The sequence below is a fragment of the Saccharopolyspora hirsuta genome, assembly GCF_008630535.1.
GTDB classification, from domain to species: domain Bacteria; phylum Actinomycetota; class Actinomycetes; order Mycobacteriales; family Pseudonocardiaceae; genus Saccharopolyspora; species Saccharopolyspora hirsuta.
Genome location: NZ_VWPH01000002.1, coordinates 591,022 through 610,213, shown reverse-complemented (window position 1 = coordinate 610,213; position 19,192 = coordinate 591,022). Strand labels below are relative to the sequence as shown.

Below are 19,192 nucleotides of genomic sequence, written 5' to 3'. Positions count from 1 at the left end.
CCCTGCCCCGAAGATCGAACCACCCGCTAGGCTGGACACCACCCCAGGGGGCCGTAGCCCAATTGGCAGAGGCACTAGGTTTAGGTCCTAGCCAGTGAGGGTTCGAGTCCCTCCGGCCCCACTCCGAGCGTGGGAGGGCCATGTCCGCGGAAAGCGCGGACCGTTGCGCTCTCCGTCATCCCATCGCGGGGGCCGAGCCCCCGCGGACCCCCGCGGAGCGGTGGTGACTTCCCATCGGCTCCTTGCGAGGGGCGCCGTTCCCGGCCTCCCCAACGACCAGCCCCACCTCAACAACCGACCCCATCTCAACGACCGACCCCGCGGTGGTGACGACCGCGATTTCGATTGAAATTGCCTTGCCTCGCCACCGCAGGCTCCGTCGAGAACGACGGCAATTTCGATTGAAATTGCGTCACCCAAAGCAACCACCCACCGCTTTGAACCCCACTCACCCCCGCACCCAACGGCATCTCTCCTCCCCACTCCACCCCGGTATCACCGCGAACCCACCCAAGTACAGCCCCGGAAGACCCCGCCATCCGCCGCACCGTCCCGGCCTTGTGGGCTTCGGTAACGTCACGCACGTGCGCATCCGTGAGCGGCGGGCTGCTGAGGCCGTCACCTCCTACCTCGCTCGGAACGAGCGCACTCCGGATCCGCGGGCTCTCGCCGAGGTCGTCGGGGATGCCGTCGGGGCCTCCGGATGCGCCTTGGTCATCGGTGGGCAGCGGTTCCAGTGGGGCGGTGGCGAGTCGTGGGCCGAGCAGGAGATCCGGCACGGCGGCGCCGTGTGCGGGGTGCTCGCCGTCGCTCCGGAGTCCGTCGGGTCGTTGGCCCGTTTGACGGCCGTCCTCGGCGCTCCTGTTGCGGTGATCCGGTTGGCCCGGGAGACCGATCAGCTGCGGCGGGCCGGTGATGCTGCGGCTCGGGCGCTGGTCGACGACCGGTGGCGGGCCGCCGCCGAGATGGAGAGCGAGCGGCGCGGGCTGGAGCGCGATCTGCACGACGGGGCGCAGCACCAGCTGGTGGCGTTGCGGATGTCGCTGGCGCTCGCCGGGCATGCGCTCGGTGCCGGTGGCGGGCGCGAGCACGTCGTGAAGCTGCTGGCCCAGCTGGACGAGGCCGAGCGGGTGCTGGTCGACACCGCTGCCGGGATCCTGCCCGAGGTGCTGGCCACCGAGGGGCTCGCCGCCGCGCTGCGCAGCGAGCTGGACCGGCACAGCGCTGTCGTGCTCGACCTCGGCGGGCTGCGGCGGCGCTATCCGACACCGGTCGAGTCGGCCGTCTACTACATCCTGCTCGAAGCCGTGAACAACGCGCGCAAGCACGCGGCCGGGGCGCGGGTCACCGTCACCGCGTGGGACAGCTACGAGGGCTTGGCGTTCGCCGTGTCCGACGACGGGCCGGGGTTCTCGGTGGCCGCGCCGCACGCGGGCCTGCCGAACCTCACCGCGCGCGCCGCGTCGGTCGGTGGCGTCGTCGAGGTCCGCTCCGCGCCCGGTGCGGGCACCACCGTCAGCGGGGTCGTCCCGATCTGACCGGGTTCAGCAGGCCTTCCGCGGTGCGCACCAGCACTTCGCAGGCCGCTCGGTCGCGGCTGCTGTTCGCCGGGTGCTCGGCGTGCGCGCGCCAGCGCGCGACCGCGGCTCGGGCCGCGTCCACCACTTCCTCGTCGGCGGCGTCGGCGGGCAGGCCGAGGCGGCTGCGCGGGTCGATGCCGTCGGCACCGAGCAGGCGGGCCGCGGCGGTGGTCGCGCCGCGCAGCACCCCGCCCCGGTCGAGGTCGTCGAGCAGGTCCAGTTCGGCGAACTCGTGCGCGTCGGCGCCGACCTGCTCGACCGCCCAGCGCAGCTGGTGCCCGGCGGGCAGGCCGCGGACCAGGTCGCGCATCGCCACCACCGCGCGGCGGGCCGCGATCACCGGTCCGTGCGCGGCGAGCCGCGCCGCCAGCGCGCCGACCGAACCGGACTCCGCCAGGACCACCCGGTTCCGGCCGGACAGCAGCACGTCGCGGAACCCCGGCTCGGGCGGGACCCGGCACAGCACGGCGTCCACCCCGCCGCGCGGGTCGTCGTCGGCGCGGAGCTCCGCCGCGAGCGCCTGGTCCGCCGGGGCGTCGAAGACGACGACAGCGGCGGGCGCTCCGTCCGAGGTGTCCCGGCCGGGCCCCACCACGGCGAGGCGGGGTGGCATGGTCAGCCGCTCCGCGACCGCGTCCCACTCCGGGCCGCCCACTGCGGCCTGGCCCTGGCGCACCAGGTCGCGCACCTTGCGGTAGACGGCGCTGCGCTCCAGCTCCGCCGGGTCGACCGCGGGCGGGACCAGCTCGACCCGCTCCGCGAGCCGGACGGTGACGACCGCCGCGCCGTCCACCACCGCGCACTCCATGTCGCCGCCGAGCACCGCGAGCCGCTCGACGTCCTGGACGAGCGCGCGGCTCAGGTCCGCGTCGCCGGGCGCGTGGATCTTGGCGCGCAGCGCGACGTCGCGGCCGAAGGTCACCGTGACCGGGTGCGCGGATTCCTCGCCCGCCACCAGGTTCAGGGCCGCCGCCACCGCGTGGTAGAAGCCGGACTCCAGCTGCCAACCGGCGCGGCGGCCGAGATCGCCCGCGAAGGTCACCGGGCGCGGCAGGGTCGCCGCCAGCTCCTCCAGCGCCGCGCGCGGACCGCGGTCGGGCAGCATCGCCGGGAACACCCCGCGCACCACCGACCGGAAGTCGTCGATCAGCTCCTCCAGCGCGCCCTCGGCCACGGTGAGGCCGGTGCCCTCCTCGGTGACCGCGCGCAGCGACGACCGCACCTCGTCGAGGTCCCGAAGCGTCGTGGCGGTGATCGCCCGGACCAGCCGGTGCCGCTCCAGGTCGCGGACCCGCGCGAGGCGCGCGCGGGCCGTGCTCAGCTCCGAGTTCAACCGGCGGGCCCGCTGGTCCGCCGCCGCGTGGTCGACGTGCAGGCGCGCCAGCTGGACCGCGACGCCGAGCCAGGCCGCCGTGTCCCGCAGCAGGGCGCGCGCGGTGTCGTCCCACCGGTTCGGCGCGATGACGAACAGGGCGCCGCCCGTGGTGCCGACCTGCTCCGCGCCGACCGCGCCGGCGACCCCGGACAGGCCGGGCGGCCAGGACTCGACGACGACGTGGCTGCGCTCCGTCGGCATCGCGTAGGCGGCCTTGCCGCCGGTGCCCTCCGCGAGGTTGCGGACCAGGGCCGCGGCCAGCCGCTCGGGCGGTTCGGCGGCGGCGATCTCGTGCGGCGGGCGGCCCGCAGCGGACAGCCAGCGCCGGACCCGCCCACCGCTCAACGCATCGACCCGTCGATCCGCTGCGCCTGCAGGTACGCCAGCACGGCGAGCACCCGGCGGTGGTGCACGGTCGCGTCGCCGGGCAGGCCGAGCTTGGTGAAGATCGCCGCGATGTTCTTCTCCACCGCCTTGGCCGAGATGTAGAGCTCCTGGGCGATCGCGTTGTTCGCGCGGCCCTCGGCCATCAACCGCAGCACGTCGGTCTCCCGCTCGCTGAGCTTGCCGAGCGCGCTGTCGGCCTGGCCCGCGCCGCCCTGCACCAGCCGCCTGGCCAGCACCGGCTCGATGACGATCTCTCCCGCGGCGATCCGGTCCAGCGTGTCGCCGAGGACCTGCACCCCGGCCACCCGCTCCTTGAGCCGGTAGCCGATCCCCTCCGCACCGATCTCCAGCACCCGCATCAGGTAGTGCGTCTCGGCGTAGTGCGACAGCAGCAGCAACCCGACCTCCGGGCGCAGCGCGCGCACGCGCTCGGCCGCGACGAGCCCGCCGTTGGGGCCCGGCGGCATCCGGATGTCCAGGATCGCCACGTCCACCGGGTCGGTGGCCACCGCGGCGACCAGCGCTTCGCCGTCCTCGAAGCAACCCGTCACCTCGTGCCCGGCCGCTTGCAGCAGCAGCACCAGGCCTTCCCGGAACAGTGCGCCGTCCTCGGCGATCGCTACTCGCACCGCAGCACCGCCCGGTGCGCGCGGCGGGCGACCCCGCCCGGCTGCTGATCGGTGATGCTCACCCGAACGATCCGACGTCCTCGAACCCGCACCCGCACCACGCTACCGGGCCGCAGGGTGTGGAGGTGATCGGCGATGAGCAGCCCGGTCCGCGACCGCGCCGGGCCGCCGAGCTCGGTGCGCGGCAGGTCGAGCAGCAGCCGCAGGTCGAGGCGCTCGGCGACGGCCCGCAGCCCGGGGCCCAGACCCGCGCTGGCCAGCACCGGCGGGTAGATCCAGGACTCCACGCAGCGCAGGTCGTCCAGGATCCCGGTGACCCGGTCCTGCGCGGCGGCGACCTGCGCGGCCACCGCGGCGTCGCGGGTCGTGGCGGAGATCATGCCGAGCTCCAGCGCCAGCGCGGAGATCTCGGCGACCGCGCCGTCGTGCAGCACCCGCTCCAGCTGGTAGCGCAACCGGACGGTGTCGCGGTCGGGCGGCCGGAGCGGTGTCGGCAGCGCAGCCGCCGACCAGCGGAACCAACGAACCAGGCGGTGCACCGTTGCCAGCGTTCTCGTCGCGCGCCGCGCTGGCAAGGGTGCGGTCCCTCCCGGTGGGTGGGGATATCCCTACCGCCGTGCGCTGAACTGCAATCAAGTCGCCTCGCACGATCAACCTGCGGTCGCGCCGCGCGCCCTACATTGGGGGGCGATCGTCTCGCCCTGCGTGTGGTTGATTGGTTGGGCAGCAGCACGGGGTTCACAGGAGGTGGCGTGTCGTACGCGATAGGGATCGACCTCGGCACAACGTTCACATCCGCCGCCGTCGGCGATGCGGCGGGAACGCGGATGGTGCCGTTGTCGCGGGAGATCGTCGTCCCGTCTCTGGCCTACCACGCGCCGGACGGCACGCTGCTGACCGGCACCGCCGCGGCGGAGTCCGACGGCGACCCGGCGCGGCTCGGCCGCGGGTTCAAGCGCCGCCTCGGCGACCCGACGCCGCTGGTGCTCGGCGGCGCCACCTACTCGCCGAACGCGTTGATGGCCGCGCAGCTGCGCGCCGTCCTCGACCAGGTCAGCGCCGACGTGGGCGGCCCGCCCGCGTCGGTCGTGCTGACCTGCCCGGCGATCTGGGGCCCCTACCGGCGGGAGCAGTTCGCCGAGGTGCCGCGGCTCGCCGGCGTCGAGAACGTGCAGGTGATCACCGAGCCCGAGGCGGCGGCCACGCACTACAGCCGGGAGCGCGCGCTCGGTGAGGGCGAGGTCGTCGCGGTCTTCGACCTCGGCGGCGGCACGCTGGACACCACGGTGCTGCGGATGCGCTCCGACGGCATGGAGATCCTCGGCACACCGGAGGGCGTGGAGCACCTCGGCGGCATGGACTTCGACGACGCGCTGCTGGCCCTCGTCGACGAACGGCTCGACGGTGCGATCACCCGGCTCGACCCCGCCGATCCCGCCGCGGCCGAGGCGCTCGCGCGGATCCGCGCGACGTGCGTGCGCGCCAAGATCGAGCTGTCCACCGAACCGGACGTGACGCTGACCGTCCCGCTGCCGTCGGGGCCGCGCGAGCTGACGGTCGCGCGGCGGGAGTTCGACGCGGCGATCCGGCCGTCGGTGGAGGTGGCCGTCGACGCGCTGCGGCGCACGGTCGCCTCGGCCGGGCTGCGCGGCGACGACCTGTCCGCCGTGCTGCTGGCGGGCGGCTCGTCGCGGGTTCCGCTGGTCACGCAGCTGGTCCTCGCGCAGTTCGACAAGCCGGTGCGGATGGCGCACCACCCGAAGTTCACCGTCGCCCTCGGCGCGGCCGCGATCGCGGCCCAAGCGCTCACCGCGCCCGCGCCGGTGCGCGCCGTCGAACCGGCTCGTTCGAAGCCGGGACGTCGGCGTTGGCTGGTGCCGACCGTCGCGGTCGCGGCCACCGCGGTCACCGCGCTGGTCGCCGGGTTGCTGCTCGTCGGCGGGCCGGACGTCGACACCGCGGCGCGCGGCACGTCCACACCGGACGGACCTGCACCGGCCGCCGAGGCGCCCGACCCGCTGCTGGTCTTCGGCGGCGACGTCAACGCGCCCTACCGCGCCTTCATCTCCTCGTCGCAGAAGTGGGACGGCACCGAGGTCGTCGCGCACACCGCGAACCACGAGGCGATCTCCGCGCGCACCGGTGACGGGTTGCACGTGACCTGGAAGAACAGCGCACCAGCCCAGGTCTACCTGCAGACCGGCAACGACACCCGCGACCTGTCGTCCTACGTGGACAGCCAGGCGGCGCTGGTGTTCGACGTGGTGGTGAACCAGCCGCTGGGCGGACCAGCCTCGATCGCCGCGCACTGCGGCTACCCGTGCGGCGGCCAGCTGGACGCCACCCAGCTGCTCCGCGCACTGCCCGTCGGCGTACCCACCAAGGTCACCATCCCGCTGAGCTGCTTCACCGCGAAGGGCCTCGACCCGAAGCGGGTCAACACCCCGTTCCTGGTGTTCGCGCAGGGCCCGTTCGACGCGACGTTCCGCGACGTGACGTGGGTTCCCGGCGCGGCGACCAGCCCGGACGCGACCCCCTGCTCCGCACTGCCGTGAACCGCCGGGGGGTTATCCCTACCCGGGAACGCGGGATAACCCCGTGATCTCGGGGGACAAACCCAGCGACCGCGACGCCCCGGGCCGCGACGCTTGCTGTCGAAGGCAGCAAGCGAGACGGCGGGAGCAGCAATGCCCGGTGTTCAGCTCGAAGACGTGGTGCGCGCCCACGGCGAGGCCCTGCACTCATACGCAACACGTCTGACCAACGGCGATCGGTTCGCCGCGGAGGACGTCGTGCAGGAAACGTGGGTGCGGGCTTGGCGCAACCTCGACAGGCTCACCGAGAACCAGGGCTCGGTCCGGGGCTGGCTGCTCCGCGTCGCGCACAACATCGCCGTCGACCAGCACCGCAGCCGCCGAGCTCGCCCGACCGAAGTCGGCCTCCCGGACCAGGGCCTGGAGCACGCGGCGGTGACCCCGAGCAGCCACGAGCAGGTGGAGGCGAAGATCGTCGTCCGAGCGATGCTGGAGACCCTGTCCCCGGCCCACCGCGCGACGGTCCTGGAGGTCTACTACGCCGACCGAACGGCGGTGTCGGCGGCGAAGGCCCTGGGAGTCCCGGCGGGGACGGTGAAGAGCCGCCTGCACAACGCCCTCCGAACGCTGCGCCGAACGGTCGGCAGCGAGGCCGTGGCGGCCTGAGGAAAGGAGCCGCGAGGTTCGGGGCCTGGGGTGAAGCCCAGCAGCGGGAACTCGTTGTGGACGGGCCCCGGCCCGGCTTCGTAGCGTCGGCTCATGCAGGACGACATCGCACGTGAACGGCACCTGATCCGCTACTCGGGCCGCGGCTCGTTCAGCCCCGAGGTCATCGACCGCGCTTCGGGCAGCACGGTGATCACCGAGGACGGGCGCGAGCTCCTCGACTTCACCTCGGGGCAGATGAGCGCGATCCTCGGGCACTCGCACCCGGAGATCGTCGCGACGATCCGCGCGCAGGCCGAGCGGCTGGACCACCTCTACAGCGGGATGCTGAGCCGCCCGGTCCTCGACCTCGCCGAGCGGCTCACCGCGACGCTGCCCGACCCGCTGGACAAGGCGGTGTTCCTGACCACCGGGGCCGAGGTGAACGAGGCCGCGCTGCGGATGGCCAAGCTGGTGACCGGCAAGTACGAGGTCGTCTCGTTCGCGCGGTCCTGGCACGGCATGACGCAGGCCGCCGCGAACGCCACCTACAGCGCCGGGCGCGCGGGGTACGGGCCGCCCGCGCCCGGCAACTTCGCCCTGCCGGTCCCGGACCGCTTCCGGCCGGACCTCGTCGACGCGGACGGGAACCTGGACTGGCGCCGCCAGCTCGACCTCGGCTTCGACCTGATCGACGCCCAGTCCGCGGGCAGCCTGGCGGCGTGCCTGGTGGAGCCGATCCTGAGCAGCGGCGGCGTCGTCGACCTCCCGCCGGGCTACCTGGCCGCGCTGCGGGACAAGTGCCGCGAGCGGGGCATGCTGCTGATCCTGGACGAGGCCCAGACCGGGCTGTGCCGCACCGGCGACTGGTACGCCTTCGAGCGCGACGGCGTGGTCCCGGACATCCTCACCCTGTCCAAGACGCTCGGCGCCGGGCTGCCGCTCGCGGCCGTGGTGACCAGCGCGGAGATCGAGCAGGCAGCGCACGAGCGCGGCTACCTGTTCTTCACCACGCACGTCAACGACCCGCTCCCGGCCGCGGTCGGCAACACCGTCCTGGACGTGCTGACCCGCGACCGCCTCGACCTGCGCGCCCGCGAACTCGGCGACCGCCTGCGCACCGGCCTGGACGAGCTCGCCGTGAAGCACCCGGTGATCGGCGACGTCCGCGGCCGAGGCCTGCTGGTGGGCCTGGAGCTGGTCGGCGGCTCCGACGGTGCCGACCGCCTCGGCGCGGCGGTCACCCGCCGCTGCGCCGAGCTCGGCCTGCACATGAACATCGTCCAGCTCCCGGGCATGGGCGGAACCTTCCGCATCGCCCCGCCCCTGACGGCCACCGCAGCGGAGATCGACCGTGGCCTGGAGATCCTCGACAAGGCCCTGACCGCCGAAGCGGGCTGAGCCCGGCGGCGCGCCGGGATCAGCCAGGTCCCGGCGCGCCGCGCCCGGTCAGCCCTCGACGTAGTCGGCGAGGTGCTCGCCGGTGAGGGTGGCGCGGGATGCGACCAGGTCGGCGGGGGTGCCCTCGAAGACGATGCGGCCGCCGTCGTGGCCCGCGCCGGGGCCGAGGTCGATGATCCAGTCCGCGTGCGCCATGACCGCCTGGTGGTGCTCGATCACGATCACCGACTTGCCCGCCTCGACCAGCCGGTCCAGCAGGCCGAGCAGCTGCTCGACGTCGGCGAGGTGCAGGCCGGTGGTCGGCTCGTCGAGGACGTAGATCCCGCCCTTCTCGGACATGTGCGTGGCCAGCTTGAGCCGCTGCCGCTCGCCGCCGGACAGCGTGGTCAGCGGCTGGCCGAGGCGGAGGTAGCCGAGCCCGACGTCGACGAGGCGCTGCAGGATCTTGTGCGCCGCGGGAATTCGGGCCTCCCCGGAGCCCAGGAACTCCTCGGCCTGGGCCACCGACATCGCGAGCACCTCGCTGATGTCCTTGCCGCCGAACCGGTACTCCAGCACCGCCGCCTGGAACCGCTTGCCCTCGCACTCCTCGCAGGTGGTGGCGACCCCGGCCATCATCGCCAGGTCGGTGTAGATGACCCCCGCGCCGTTGCAGCCGGGGCAGGCGCCCTCCGAGTTCGCGCTGAACAGCGCCGGTTTCACGCCGTTGGCCTTGGCGAAGGCCTTGCGGATCGGGTCGAGCAGGCCGGTGTAGGTCGCCGGGTTGCTGCGCCGCGAGCCGCGGATCGCGCCCTGGTCGATCTCGATCACCCCGGCGTCGGCGGGAACCGAACCGTGCACCAGCGAGCTCTTGCCGGACCCGGCGACCCCGGTGATCACGCAGAGCACGCCGAGCGGGATGTCGACGTCGACGTCCTGCAGGTTGTGGGCGTTGGCCCCGCGGATCTCCAGCTGGCCGGTGGGGTGCGCACCTCGGCCTTGAGCTTGGCCCGGTCCTCGAGGTGGCGGCCGGTGACGGTGTCGCTGGTCCGCAGCCCCTCGACGTCGCCCTCGAAGCAGATGGTGCCGCCGGTCGTGCCGGCGCCGGGCCCCAGGTCGACGATGTGGTCGGCGATCGCGATCGTCTGCGGCTTGTGCTCGACGACGAGCACCGTGTTGCCCTTGTCGCGGAGCCGCAGCAGCAGGTCGTTCATCCGCTGGATGTCGTGCGGGTGCAGGCCGATGGTGGGCTCGTCGAAGACGTAGGTGACGTCGGTGAGCGAGGAGCCGAGGTGGCGGATCATCTTGGTGCGCTGGGCCTCGCCGCCGGACAGCGTGCCGGACGGGCGGTCCAGCGAGAGGTAGCCGAGCCCGATCTCCACGAACGAGTCGAGGGTCTGCTGCAGGTTCTCCAGCAGCGGCCCGACCGACGGGGCGTCCAGCCCGCGGGTCCACTCGGCCAGGTCGCTGATCTGCATCGCGCAGGCGTCGGCGATGTTGATCCCGGCGATCTTCGACGACCGCGCGGTCTCGTTGAGCCGGGTGCCGCCGCACTCGGGGCAGTCGGTGAAGGTGATCGCCCGGTCCACGAAGGCCCGGATGTGAGGCTGCATCGCCTCCCGGTCCTTGGCCAGCATCGACTTCTGCAGCTTCGGGATCAGGCCCTCGTAGGTCAGGTTGATGCCGTCGACCTTGATCTTGGTGGGCTCCTTGTACAGCAGGTCGTGCAGTTCCCTCTCGGTGAACTCCCGGATCGGCTTGTCCGGGTCGAAGAACCCGGAGCCGCCGAAGATCCGGCCGTACCAGCCGTCCGCGCTGTAGCCCGGGACCTTGAACGGGCCCTCGTTGATCGACTTGCTGTCGTCGTAGAGCTCGGCGAGGTCGAAGTCGCTCACCTTGCCCCGGCCTTCGCAGTTCGGGCACATCCCGCCGAGGACGCTGAACTCGCGCCGCTCCTTCACCGTCTTGCCGCCGCGCTCGAACTTGACCGCCCCGGCCCCGCTGGCGGAGGCGACGTTGAACGAGAACGCCTGCGCCGAGCCGATGTGCGGCTGCCCGAGGCGGCTGAACAGGATGCGCAGCATCGCGTTGGCGTCGGTGGCGGTGCCGACCGTGGAGCGCGGGTCGCTGCCCATCCGCTCCTGGTCGACGATGATCGCGGTGGTCAGGCCGTCGAGCACGTCGACGTCGGGCCGCGACAGCGTCGGCATGAAGCCCTGCACGAAGGCGCTGTAGGTCTCGTTGATCATCCGCTGGGACTCCGCGGCGATGGTGCCGAACACCAGCGAGCTCTTGCCCGAACCGGAGACCCCGGTGAACACCGTCAGCCGGCGCTTCGGGATCTCGACGCTGACGTCGCGGAGGTTGTTCACCCGCGCGCCGTGCACGCGGATCATGTCGTGGCTGTCCGCGACGTGCGGCGCCCTCGTGGCCGTGCTCATTCGGTCGTCTCCATCCATCACGCGGCGGTTCCGCGCCGATTGTCCGGGTTCGCAGCCGGGAGCCCGCGCGTCCCCTCCGCGCGGGCTCCGCTGCTGGGGCCATGATCCCCGGGAAGGCGGACATTCCCGGTCCGCCATGCACCTCGCTGGTCAGCGCACCTCGTTGATGCGGATCATGTTGCCCGCGGGGTCGCGGACGGCGCAGTCGCGGCGGCCGTAGGGCTGCTCGGTCGGCTCCTGCACGATCTCGACGTCGCGGGCCTGCAGCTTCTCGAAGGTGCCGTCCAGGTCGGGGGTGGCCAGGTTGATCATGGCGAAGCTGCCCTTGGCCATCATCTCGGAGATCGTGCGCCGCTCCTCGTCGGTGAGCCCGGGGGTCGCGGCCGGTGGGTAGAGCACGATCGACGTGCCGGGCTGTCCGGGCGGACCGACGGTGATCCAGTGCATGCCGCCGTACCCGACGTCGTTGCGCACCTCGAAGCCGAGGACGTCGCGGTAGAAGATCAGGGTGGCCTCGTGGTCCTCGTGCGGGAGGAAGCACTCGGCGATGGTGATGTCCATGCCAGCCACGCTAGGTCCGGTCGGGTGACCGCGCTTCTCGATTCCTGACCGGTCTGGTGACCTGCTTGGCCACGCACGACGGCATCCCCTCGGTCGCGTCCGCCGCCTCGCGCCGGTAGCGGCTGGGCGACATGCCGACCAGCTCGCTGAAGCGGGTGCTGAAGGTGCCCAGCGAGGAGCAGCCGACCTCGAAGCAGACCTCGGTGACGCTGAGGTCGCCGCGGCGCAGCAGCGCCATCGCGCGCTCGATGCGCCGCGTCATGAGGTAGCTGTACGGCGACTCCCCGAAGGCGCGGCGGAACTGGCGGCTGAGGTGCCCGGCGGACATGCCGACGCCGCGGGCGAGCGCCTCGACGTCCAGCGGACGGGCGTACTCGCGGTCGATCCGGTCCCGGACCCGGCGCAGCAGCGCCAGGTCGCGGAGCCGCTGCGCTTCGGCGGAGGTGCTGGTCACCTGCGGAATCGTGCCACGCCGCGCAGTGCCGCCCAACCCGATCAGCGGAGGTTGTCCAGGTGGTACTCGAGCAGCTGGCGGATCTGCTCGGGCGGCATCAGGTCCGGCGCCGTCACCGAGTGCAGGGCGATGCCGTCGAACAGCGAGTGCAGCAGGCGCGCTTCGAGCTCCAGGTCCCGGTGCTCGGCGACCAGCCCGGCGGCGGCGAGCTCGTCCAGGATCTCGCGGCACAGCGCGGCGACCTGGCCGGTGTCCCCCGAGTTGAGCTCCCGGGCCTCGTCGTCGACCAGGACCAGGGACAGGAACGCCACCCAGATCTCGGTGGCCACGTGGGCGTCCTGGTCCGTCGGCAGCAGGCGTTCCAGCTGGGCCAGCGCCCGGCCGCGGGGGTCGTCGGGCAGGTCGGCGGCCCGCAGCCGGTGCTCCGCGGCTTCGGAGATCGCGCGCAGCGCGAACAGCAGCAGCTCGGACTGGCTGGAGAAGTAGTACTGCACCGAGCTCGGCGACCACCCGGCCCGGCGGGCGACGGCGCGCACCGACGCCCCCGCGACGCCCCGCTCGCGGATGACCCCCCACACCGCTCGCACCAGCTCCCAGCGGCGTTCCTCGTGGTCGACGATCTTCGGCACGCGCACCTCCCCCGACTTTTCTACCCCAGCCCACCCGGGCGGGATTTTTTCTGTACAGTTGACCGAAATCTTATCCGTACACTTGACCGAAAAACGGAGAGGCGATGTCGTCCACGCGAACGGGGGCTCTGGCCCGGGGTGTGCTGGGCACCTGCGCGATGTCCCTGGCACTCGGCTCAGCAGGGGCGATCGCGCAGGCGGTGCAGCGCGGCACCGGCATGAGCGACACCGCGCGGCAGGTCCTGATCGCGGCGCTGTGCCTGGTGATCGCCGTGTCGCTGATCGCGCTGCTGCGCCGCGGGCTGGACCGCGAACCGATGTCCGGGCTCGGCCTCACCGGCTGGGCGACCGGACTGCGCACCTTCGCGCTCGGCGTGGCGGTCACCGGTGGTTCGGCGGCGGCGGTGTTCGGGCTGGGCACCTGGGCGGGCTGGATCGCGTGGGGGCCGCTCGACGCCCCGAAGCTCGTCCAGTTCCTGCTGGTCAACGCGCTGATCGCGATGGCGCTGGAGGCGTTCCCGGAGGAGCTGACCTTCCGCGGCTACGTCTACACCTCGCTCGCCCGGGGGCTGCGCCGCTGGACGGCGTTCCTCACCACCGTGCTGCTGTTCTGCGCCGTCGGCGCCGGGTCGTCCCTGGTGAACTTCGCGGTGGGCACCCTGCTCGGCAACGACCCGCCAGCGCCGGGCTTCGCCCCGCCCGGGCAGGACCCGGTCTCCTACGCGATCCTGTTCCCGATCTTCGGCACCGTGCTGCTGGTCGCGCGCCTCACCACCGGCTCGCTGTGGACGTCCGTCGCCGTCCACCTGACCTACCTGACCGTCGCCCGCATCACCCTGGAGGGCGCCAGCCGCGACACCGGCTGGTCCGGCGAGCCGACCACGCCGGACGCGCTGCTGCTGTTCCCCGCCTTCCTGCTGCTGACCGCAGGAGTGTTCCTGCTGGTCAACCGGCGTCCGGCGGGCACGGGGGAAGTTCATCGGGAAAAGTCGTCGCCGGGTGTCGAAACCGGCCCCGCCCGTTCGATGCGCAGGTGAGAGCAGGGAACAGCCCCACCGAGGAGGCGACGATGAAGTACATGGTGATCGTCAAGGCCAACGACGAGTCCGAGGCCGGTGTGATGCCGACCGAGCAGGAGCTCGCGGAGATGACGGCCTACAACGAGGAGCTGGCCGCGGCCGGGGTGATGGTCGACGGCAACGGGCTGCTGGACAGCCGGTTCGGGGCGCGGGTGAAGTTCACCGGCCGGGGCGAGACCACCGTCGTGGACGGGCCGTTCACCGAGACCAAGGAGCTCGTCGCCGGGTACTGGATCCTCGAGGTCGCCTCCCGCGACGAGGCGATCGGGTGGGCCCGCCGGATCCCGTTCCAGAGCGGCGAGGTCGAGATCCGCAAGGTCGCCGAGGAGGCCGACTTCGGCGAGAACTTCACCCCCGAGCTGCGCGAGGCCGAGCGGCGGATGCGCGAGCAGATCGCCGAGCAGCACGGCGGGTGAGCGGACCGCGGGTGCGGGAAACGGTCGCCGGTTCCCGCACCCGCGCGCTCAGCGGAGCTCGCGGAAGAACGCCCGGACGTCCTCGACCAGGGCTCCCGGCGCTTCCATCGCGAGGAAGTGCCCGCCCTCCCCCAGCTCCGTCCAGCGCACGACGTCGTGGTCGCGCTCGGCCCAGCGGCGGATGGTCACGTCGTGCGCGGACACCAGCACCCCGGTCGGCACCGTGCCGCGCTGCGGCTCGCTCCAGTCGTTCGCGGAGATCTCCTCGTAGTAGATCTGCGCGGCCGAGCCCGCCGTGCCGGTCAGCCAGTAGAGCGTGACGTCGGTGAGGATGCGGTCGCGGTCGATGCTGTCCTCGGGCAGCCCCGCCTCCGGCTCGGTGAGCTCCTTGAACTTCTCCACGATCCAGGCGAGCTGGCCGACCGGCGAGTCGTGCAGGCCGTAGGCCACCGTCTGCGGCCGCTTGGAGTTGCACTGCAGGTAGCCGTCGTTGAAGTCCTGCATCGACTCCCAGCGCCGCTGCTCGACCTCGGTGAGCCCGTCGAACTCGCCCTCCTCCCCGACCGGGAAGGTGATCAGCGCGTTGAGGTGCACGCCGAGCACGCGCTCCGGGGCCTGCTTCCCCAGCTGCGGAGCGACCCAGGAGCCGGTGTCGCAGCCCTGCACGCCGAACCGGTCGTAGCCGAGCTTTTCCATCAGCTGCAGCAGGATCCCGGCCATCCGGGCGGCGTTCATCCCCGGACCGGCCAGCGGTGTGGAGAACCCGAACCCGGGCAGCGACGGGACCACCAGGTGGAAGGCGTCGGCCGGATCGCCGCCGTGCGCCCGCGGATCGGTCAGCGGCCCGATGACGTCGAGGAAGTCCACCACCCCGCCCGGCCAGCCGTGCAGCAGGAGCAGCGGCGCGGCGCCCGGTTCGGGCGAGCGCACGTGGAGGAAGTGCAGGTTCTGCCCGTCGACGGTGGTGGTGAACTGCGGGTGCGCGTTGAGCGCGGCCTCGTGCACCCGCCAGTCGTACCCGGTCCGCCAGTGCTCGGCGAGCTCCTGCAGGCTTCGTGCGCGCCGATGGTCGCAAGAACCACCATCCGCGCTCACGAGTCGAGGTCCGAGCTCAGCTGACGACCGTGAAGTGCTTGGCACCACTGGGGTTCTCCAGCTCGTCGAGGACCGCCACGGCGAGGTCCTCGGCGGAAATGCGGGAAGTTCCGCCGGTTCCGGTGAGCAGCGTCGCGCCGCCGCGCCGGTAGCGCCCGGTGCGCGTGCCGGGTTCGAGCACCGCGGGCGGGCTCAGGTAGGCCCAGTCCGCCGAGTGCGCCAAGCAGGTCTCAAGCTGAGCGACGCTCGTCGCCGCGATGGTGCGCCACTGAGCGGGCACGTACTCGGGATCGTCGACGACCAACCGGTTCGGGTCGCCCGGTGTCCTGAGTGGACCAGCTCCGCCGACGACGAGCACGCGCCGTCCCACGTCGACCGCCGCGTCGAGCAGCGCCGCCGTGGTCGCGCCGACGGACTGCTCCTGCCCCGGCCGCGGGCGGGTCGCACCGACGATCGCGTCGGTTCCGGCGAACAGCTCGCGCATCCGCTCCCCGTCGGTGGCGTCCGCGCGGACCGCGGTCGCACCGGGCAGCGGATCACCGCTGCGGGACACGGCGGTGACGTGGTGCCCGCGCTGGACGGCTTCGGCGGTGACCCGCGAGCCGGCCATGCCGGTGGCCCCGATGACGGTGATCCTCATGCAGCGATCCTTTCCGGGGTTCGGGCGGGGAGCTGGGACGCGACGATCGCGGTCAGGGCGAGGGCGAAGCCGAGCAGCTGGAGCGGGCCGAGCAGCTGTCCGAGCAGCACCGCGCCGAGCAGGGCGGCGACCAGCGGCGAGATCAGGCCGAGCACGGCGGCCGAGGTCACCGGCAGGACGCTGATCCCGCGGAACCACACGACGTAGGCGAGCAGTCCGCCGACCGCGCCCAACCACAGGTATCCGAGCGCTGCGGGCGCATCGACCGCTGGTGGCGGGCCCTCGAACCAGAGCGTCACCGGCACCAGGAACGCACCGCCCGCGGTCAGCTGCCACCCGGCGAAGGCCACCGGGCCGATCCCGGGCGGACGCCCCCAGCGCTTGGTCAACGTCACCCCGAGCCCCATCGCGACCGCGCCGCCCAGGCCCGCGAGGAGCCCGACCACGTCGAAACCGGCGTCCGGGCCGAGCACCACGAGCCCGACGCCCGCGACACCGACCGCGCCCCAGCCGAACCGCCGCGCGGACGGCCGCTCCCGCAGCACGACCACGGCCAGCACCGCGACGATCAGCGGCTGCGCCGCGCCCAAGGTCGCGGCCACCCCGCCGGGCAGCCGCTCGGCCGCGACGAACAGCAGCGGGAAGAACAGGCCGATGTTCAGCACTCCGAGCACCGCCGCCTTCCCCCACCACGTGCCGCGCGGCAGCGAGCGGGTCACCCCCAGCGCGATCAGCCCGGCGGGCAGGGCGCGGAGCAACCCGGCGAACAGCGGGTGCCCCGGCGGCAGGAGCTCGGTCGTCACCACGTAGGTCGTGCCCCACACGGCCGGGGCCGCAGCGGTCAGCAGGACGTTCGAGGAGTTCTTCTCGATCACCGTTCAAGTCTCAGCTGACCAGCATCGATGAGTCCAACACATGTTTGTCATGCGATCCATCTCGGTGCACGATGGATCGGTGGAACTCCAGCAGATGCGCTACGTCGTCGCCGTCGCCGAGACGAGCAGCTTCACCCGCGCCGCCCAGCGCTGCCTCGTCGTGCAGTCCGCGCTGAGCCACCAGGTGGCCCGGCTGGAGCGGGAGCTCGGCGCGCGGCTCTTCGACCGCACCAGCCGCCGGGTGCGGCTGACGCCTGCCGGTGAGGCGTTCCTCCCCGCCGCGCGCCAGTGCCTGGACGCCGCCGAGCGCGCCGCGGCCGAGGTGGCGGCGGCCATCGGCGAGGTGCGCGGGCGGCTCGCGCTCGGCGTGATCCCCACCGTGGCCGCGGTCGACCTCCCGGCCGCGCTCCGCGAGTTCCACCAGCGCCACCCGGACGTGCGGATCGGGATGCGGGTCGGCAGCAGCGACGCGATGGTCGAGCAGATCCGGGAGGGCACCCTGGACGTGGCCCTGCTCGGCCTCCCGGCCTCCGCCCACCCCCGCGGCGTCGGCAGCTTCGAGCTGGCCCGGGACGAGCTGGTCGCGGTGGTCGCCCCCGAGCACCCGCTCGCCGCGGACGAGACCGTCGACCTCCGCCAGCTCGCCGCCGAGCCGTTCGTGGACTTCCCCACCGGGAGCGCGGGACGCGCCCAGTCCGACCAGGCCTTCGCTGCGGCGGGCCTCGATCGGGACGTGGCGTTCGAGGTGCCTTCAGCGGAGCTGATGGTCCAGCTCGTCCAGCAGCGCTTGGGCGTCGCGATGCTCGCCTCGACCTACGTGCCCAGGCTCACCGGGGTGACCACGATCCCGGTGACCGACGCACCCTCCCGCATCGAGTACGTGGCGTGGAGCCGCACCAGCCGGACGCCTGCCGCGACGGCCTTCCTGAAGGCGCTCGACGTCCCGGCGGACCTGCTGGCCGAGTGATCAGCCGGCGACCGAGACCGCCATGTGGCCCGACCCCGGAAGACCTGGTCCGAACCCTTGGTCGCCAGCTGAGACAACTGCGGCCGCCCCGCACGTGGGGCGGCCGCAGGACTTGCTGCACCCGGGTACAGCTGCGTTCTGGCGCTTCACCGCAGGGAGTTTCGAGCGAAACCGCCTCAGCGGGGTGCGAGCCAGGTGAGGGCCGCGGTGGTCATCGCGGTCACCCCGGTGGTCAGGGTGGGTTCGACGACCGGGGCGAAGAACGGCGAGTGGTTGGACGGGACGTCGCGGCTGAGGGTGCCCGCTTCGCGGGCCGCCAGGTACTTGCCGCGCTCGACACCGCCGAAGAACCAGTAGCAGGTGGGCACCCCGGCCGCCGTGCCGAACAGGCCGACGTCCTCGCTGCCGGTCACCGGGTCGAGCGCCAGCACCCGTTCCGCGCCGAGCTGCTCGCGCAAGGCCTTCGCCGTCCGGTCGGTCGCCTCCGGGTCGTTGACCAGCACCGGGAACTCGGTGAGCCGCTCGAACTCGGGTTCCCGCTCGGCGCCGGATGCCGTCGCCTCGGCGCGCACGATGCGCTTGACCGCTTCGATCACCCGCTCCCGGACCGCTTCGTCGAAGGTGCGGATGTTGACCCGGAGCTCGGCCTGGTCCGGGATGATGTTGTCCTTCGTGCCCGCGCGGATCGAGCCGACGGTGACCACCGCGGTGTCGCGGCCGGAGACCTCGCGGGACACCACGGTCTGCAGCCGCAGCACGGTCGCCGAGGCCATCACCACCGGGTCGATGGCGTTCTCCGGCTGCGAGCCGTGCGCGCCGCGCCCGAACATGGTGATCTTCAGCCCGTCGGCCGCGGACATGCTGGGCCCGCTGATCATGCCCACGGTGCCGGACGGGAACGGGAAGACGTGCTGCCCCAGGCACACGTCCGGTCGAGGGAAGCGCTCCAGGAACCCGTCGTCGAGCATCGCCTGCGCCCCGCCCCCGATCTCCTCCGCGGGCTGGAACACCGCCACCACCGTGCCGGACCACTGCTCGCGGGCGGTGACCAGCAGGTCCAGCGCGCCGAGCTGGCAGGTGACGTGCATGTCGTGGCCGCAGGCGTGCATCACCGGCACGTCGTGCCCGTCCGGATCGGTGCCGCGCTGCGTGCTGGCGTAGTCGAGGCCGGTCTGCTCCTGCACCGGCAGCGCGTCGAAGTCCGCGCGCAGCAACACCGTCGGGCCGTCGCCGTTGCGGAGCACGCCCACGACCCCGGTGCGCCCCACCCCGGTGGTGACCTCCAGGCCGAGCGCTTCGAGGCGCCGCGCGACCTCGGCGGCGGTGCGGTGCTCCGCGAAGGACAGCTCCGGATGAGCGTGCAGGTCCTTGTAGAGCTCGGTGAGATCGTCCCGGATGTCGTCGATTCGGCCCAGCACAGCACCCAGATCGCCCACAACAACCTCCCGTTCGTAGCTACCGAGATGTTCCCACGCCGCCCCACCAGGTGCACCGCACGATGCACC

At 72.8% G+C, this 19,192-nt stretch carries 17 protein-coding genes, 1 tRNA gene and 1 pseudogene; 8 read left to right on the top strand and 11 right to left on the bottom strand.

Annotation, left to right across the window (positions count from 1 at the left end; translation table 11 throughout):
- Positions 1-47: 47 nt before the first annotated feature.
- Positions 48-121 (top strand) — tRNA-Leu (locus tag F1721_RS05940).
- A 463-nt stretch (positions 122-584) separates the two neighbouring features.
- Positions 585-1,538: a sensor histidine kinase gene (locus tag F1721_RS05935; protein WP_150065494.1), complete on the top strand. Its 954-nt coding sequence runs from the start codon at positions 585-587 to the stop codon at positions 1,536-1,538.
- Here F1721_RS05935 and F1721_RS05930 read toward each other — a convergent pair.
- The 3 genes from F1721_RS05930 to F1721_RS05920 are packed head-to-tail and all read right to left on the bottom strand — an operon-like array spanning position 1,516 to position 4,510.
- The gene (locus F1721_RS05930; RefSeq protein ID WP_150065493.1) at positions 1,516-3,300 is read right to left on the bottom strand and encodes a hypothetical protein; all 1,785 of its coding nucleotides are present in this window, start codon (positions 3,298-3,300) and stop codon (positions 1,516-1,518) included. The two genes, F1721_RS05935 and F1721_RS05930, sit on opposite strands and share 23 nt — an antisense overlap.
- Positions 3,297-3,971, bottom strand: coding sequence for a response regulator transcription factor (locus tag F1721_RS05925; protein ID WP_150065492.1), 675 nt, complete (start codon positions 3,969-3,971; stop codon positions 3,297-3,299). Before F1721_RS05925 ends, F1721_RS05930 begins: the two co-directional genes overlap by 4 nt.
- Complete coding sequence (locus F1721_RS05920) at positions 3,962-4,510, bottom strand: hypothetical protein (RefSeq protein ID WP_150065491.1); 549 nt, start codon at positions 4,508-4,510, stop codon at positions 3,962-3,964. Before F1721_RS05920 ends, F1721_RS05925 begins: the two co-directional genes overlap by 10 nt.
- Before the next feature lie 213 nt (positions 4,511-4,723).
- Here F1721_RS05920 and F1721_RS05915 point away from each other — a divergent pair, with 213 nt between their 5' ends.
- The 3 genes from F1721_RS05915 (at position 4,724) to F1721_RS05905 (ending at position 8,551) form a co-directional block, all read left to right on the top strand.
- Entirely contained in the window at positions 4,724-6,526 is a 1,803-nt protein-coding gene (locus F1721_RS05915; protein WP_150065490.1) for an Hsp70 family protein, read from the top strand.
- 132 nt (positions 6,527-6,658) lie between these two features.
- A complete protein-coding gene (locus tag F1721_RS05910; RefSeq protein ID WP_150065489.1) occupies positions 6,659-7,171 on the top strand; it encodes a sigma-70 family RNA polymerase sigma factor in 513 nt (170 codons plus the stop codon).
- A 93-nt stretch (positions 7,172-7,264) separates the two neighbouring features.
- The gene (locus F1721_RS05905; RefSeq protein ID WP_150065488.1) at positions 7,265-8,551 is read left to right on the top strand and encodes an aspartate aminotransferase family protein; all 1,287 of its coding nucleotides are present in this window, start codon (positions 7,265-7,267) and stop codon (positions 8,549-8,551) included.
- A 48-nt stretch (positions 8,552-8,599) separates the two neighbouring features.
- Here the strand turns inward: F1721_RS05905 and F1721_RS05900 are convergent.
- The 4 genes and pseudogenes from F1721_RS05900 to F1721_RS05885 form a co-directional block, all read right to left on the bottom strand.
- A pseudogene (locus tag F1721_RS05900) lies at positions 8,600-10,971 on the bottom strand (ATP-binding cassette domain-containing protein).
- Positions 10,972-11,121: 150 nt separating this feature from the next.
- The gene (locus F1721_RS05895; protein ID WP_150065487.1) at positions 11,122-11,532 is read right to left on the bottom strand and encodes a VOC family protein; all 411 of its coding nucleotides are present in this window, start codon (positions 11,530-11,532) and stop codon (positions 11,122-11,124) included.
- Between the two features lie 10 nt (positions 11,533-11,542).
- On the bottom strand, positions 11,543-11,986 hold the full coding sequence (locus F1721_RS05890) for a helix-turn-helix transcriptional regulator (RefSeq protein WP_150065486.1): 444 nt from the start codon (positions 11,984-11,986) through the stop codon (positions 11,543-11,545).
- 41 nt (positions 11,987-12,027) lie between these two features.
- Positions 12,028-12,615, bottom strand: a complete 588-nt coding sequence (locus F1721_RS05885) for a TetR/AcrR family transcriptional regulator (RefSeq protein WP_150065485.1) — start codon at positions 12,613-12,615, stop codon at positions 12,028-12,030.
- A 104-nt stretch (positions 12,616-12,719) separates the two neighbouring features.
- On the opposite strand from F1721_RS05885, the gene F1721_RS05880 reads away from it, so the two are divergent.
- Both F1721_RS05880 and F1721_RS05875 read left to right on the top strand, forming a co-directional pair.
- On the top strand, positions 12,720-13,652 hold the full coding sequence (locus tag F1721_RS05880) for a CPBP family intramembrane glutamic endopeptidase (protein WP_150065484.1): 933 nt from the start codon (positions 12,720-12,722) through the stop codon (positions 13,650-13,652).
- 32 nt (positions 13,653-13,684) lie between these two features.
- A complete protein-coding gene (locus F1721_RS05875) occupies positions 13,685-14,110 on the top strand; it encodes a YciI family protein (protein WP_150065483.1) in 426 nt (141 codons plus the stop codon).
- Between the two features lie 48 nt (positions 14,111-14,158).
- Here the strand turns inward: F1721_RS05875 and F1721_RS05870 are convergent, their stop codons facing one another.
- Genes F1721_RS05870 through F1721_RS05860 form a run of 3 tightly spaced genes read right to left on the bottom strand, consistent with a single transcriptional unit; the run spans position 14,159 to position 16,720 of the window.
- The gene (locus F1721_RS05870) at positions 14,159-15,205 is read right to left on the bottom strand and encodes an epoxide hydrolase family protein (protein ID WP_246154291.1); all 1,047 of its coding nucleotides are present in this window, start codon (positions 15,203-15,205) and stop codon (positions 14,159-14,161) included.
- Between the two features lie 16 nt (positions 15,206-15,221).
- Complete coding sequence (locus F1721_RS05865) at positions 15,222-15,845, bottom strand: NAD(P)-dependent oxidoreductase (RefSeq protein ID WP_150065481.1); 624 nt, start codon at positions 15,843-15,845, stop codon at positions 15,222-15,224.
- Entirely contained in the window at positions 15,842-16,720 is an 879-nt protein-coding gene (locus F1721_RS05860; protein ID WP_211840338.1) for an EamA family transporter, read from the bottom strand. Before F1721_RS05860 ends, F1721_RS05865 begins: the two co-directional genes overlap by 4 nt.
- Before the next feature lie 79 nt (positions 16,721-16,799).
- On the opposite strand from F1721_RS05860, the gene F1721_RS05855 reads away from it, so the two are divergent.
- Positions 16,800-17,687: a LysR family transcriptional regulator gene (locus tag F1721_RS05855; protein WP_150065480.1), complete on the top strand. Its 888-nt coding sequence runs from the start codon at positions 16,800-16,802 to the stop codon at positions 17,685-17,687.
- A 176-nt stretch (positions 17,688-17,863) separates the two neighbouring features.
- On the opposite strand, the gene F1721_RS05850 is transcribed toward F1721_RS05855, so the two are convergent.
- A complete protein-coding gene (locus F1721_RS05850) occupies positions 17,864-19,123 on the bottom strand; it encodes an amidohydrolase (RefSeq protein ID WP_150065479.1) in 1,260 nt (419 codons plus the stop codon).
- Positions 19,124-19,192 lie beyond the last annotated feature (69 nt).

What these genes read in the sequence shown, in the direction of transcription:
- F1721_RS05865 (WP_150065481.1), bottom strand. Translation starts at nt 15,845, where the DNA reads ATGAGGATCACCGTCATCGGGGCCACCGGCATGGCCGGCTCGCGGGTC.
- F1721_RS05875 (WP_150065483.1), top strand. Translation starts at nt 13,685, where the DNA reads ATGAAGTACATGGTGATCGTCAAGGCCAACGACGAGTCCGAGGCCGGT.
- F1721_RS05910 (WP_150065489.1), top strand. Translation starts at nt 6,659, where the DNA reads ATGCCCGGTGTTCAGCTCGAAGACGTGGTGCGCGCCCACGGCGAGGCC.
- F1721_RS05905 (WP_150065488.1), top strand. Translation starts at nt 7,265, where the DNA reads ATGCAGGACGACATCGCACGTGAACGGCACCTGATCCGCTACTCGGGC.
- F1721_RS05880 (WP_150065484.1), top strand. Translation starts at nt 12,720, where the DNA reads ATGTCGTCCACGCGAACGGGGGCTCTGGCCCGGGGTGTGCTGGGCACC.
- F1721_RS05895 (WP_150065487.1), bottom strand. Translation starts at nt 11,532, where the DNA reads ATGGACATCACCATCGCCGAGTGCTTCCTCCCGCACGAGGACCACGAG.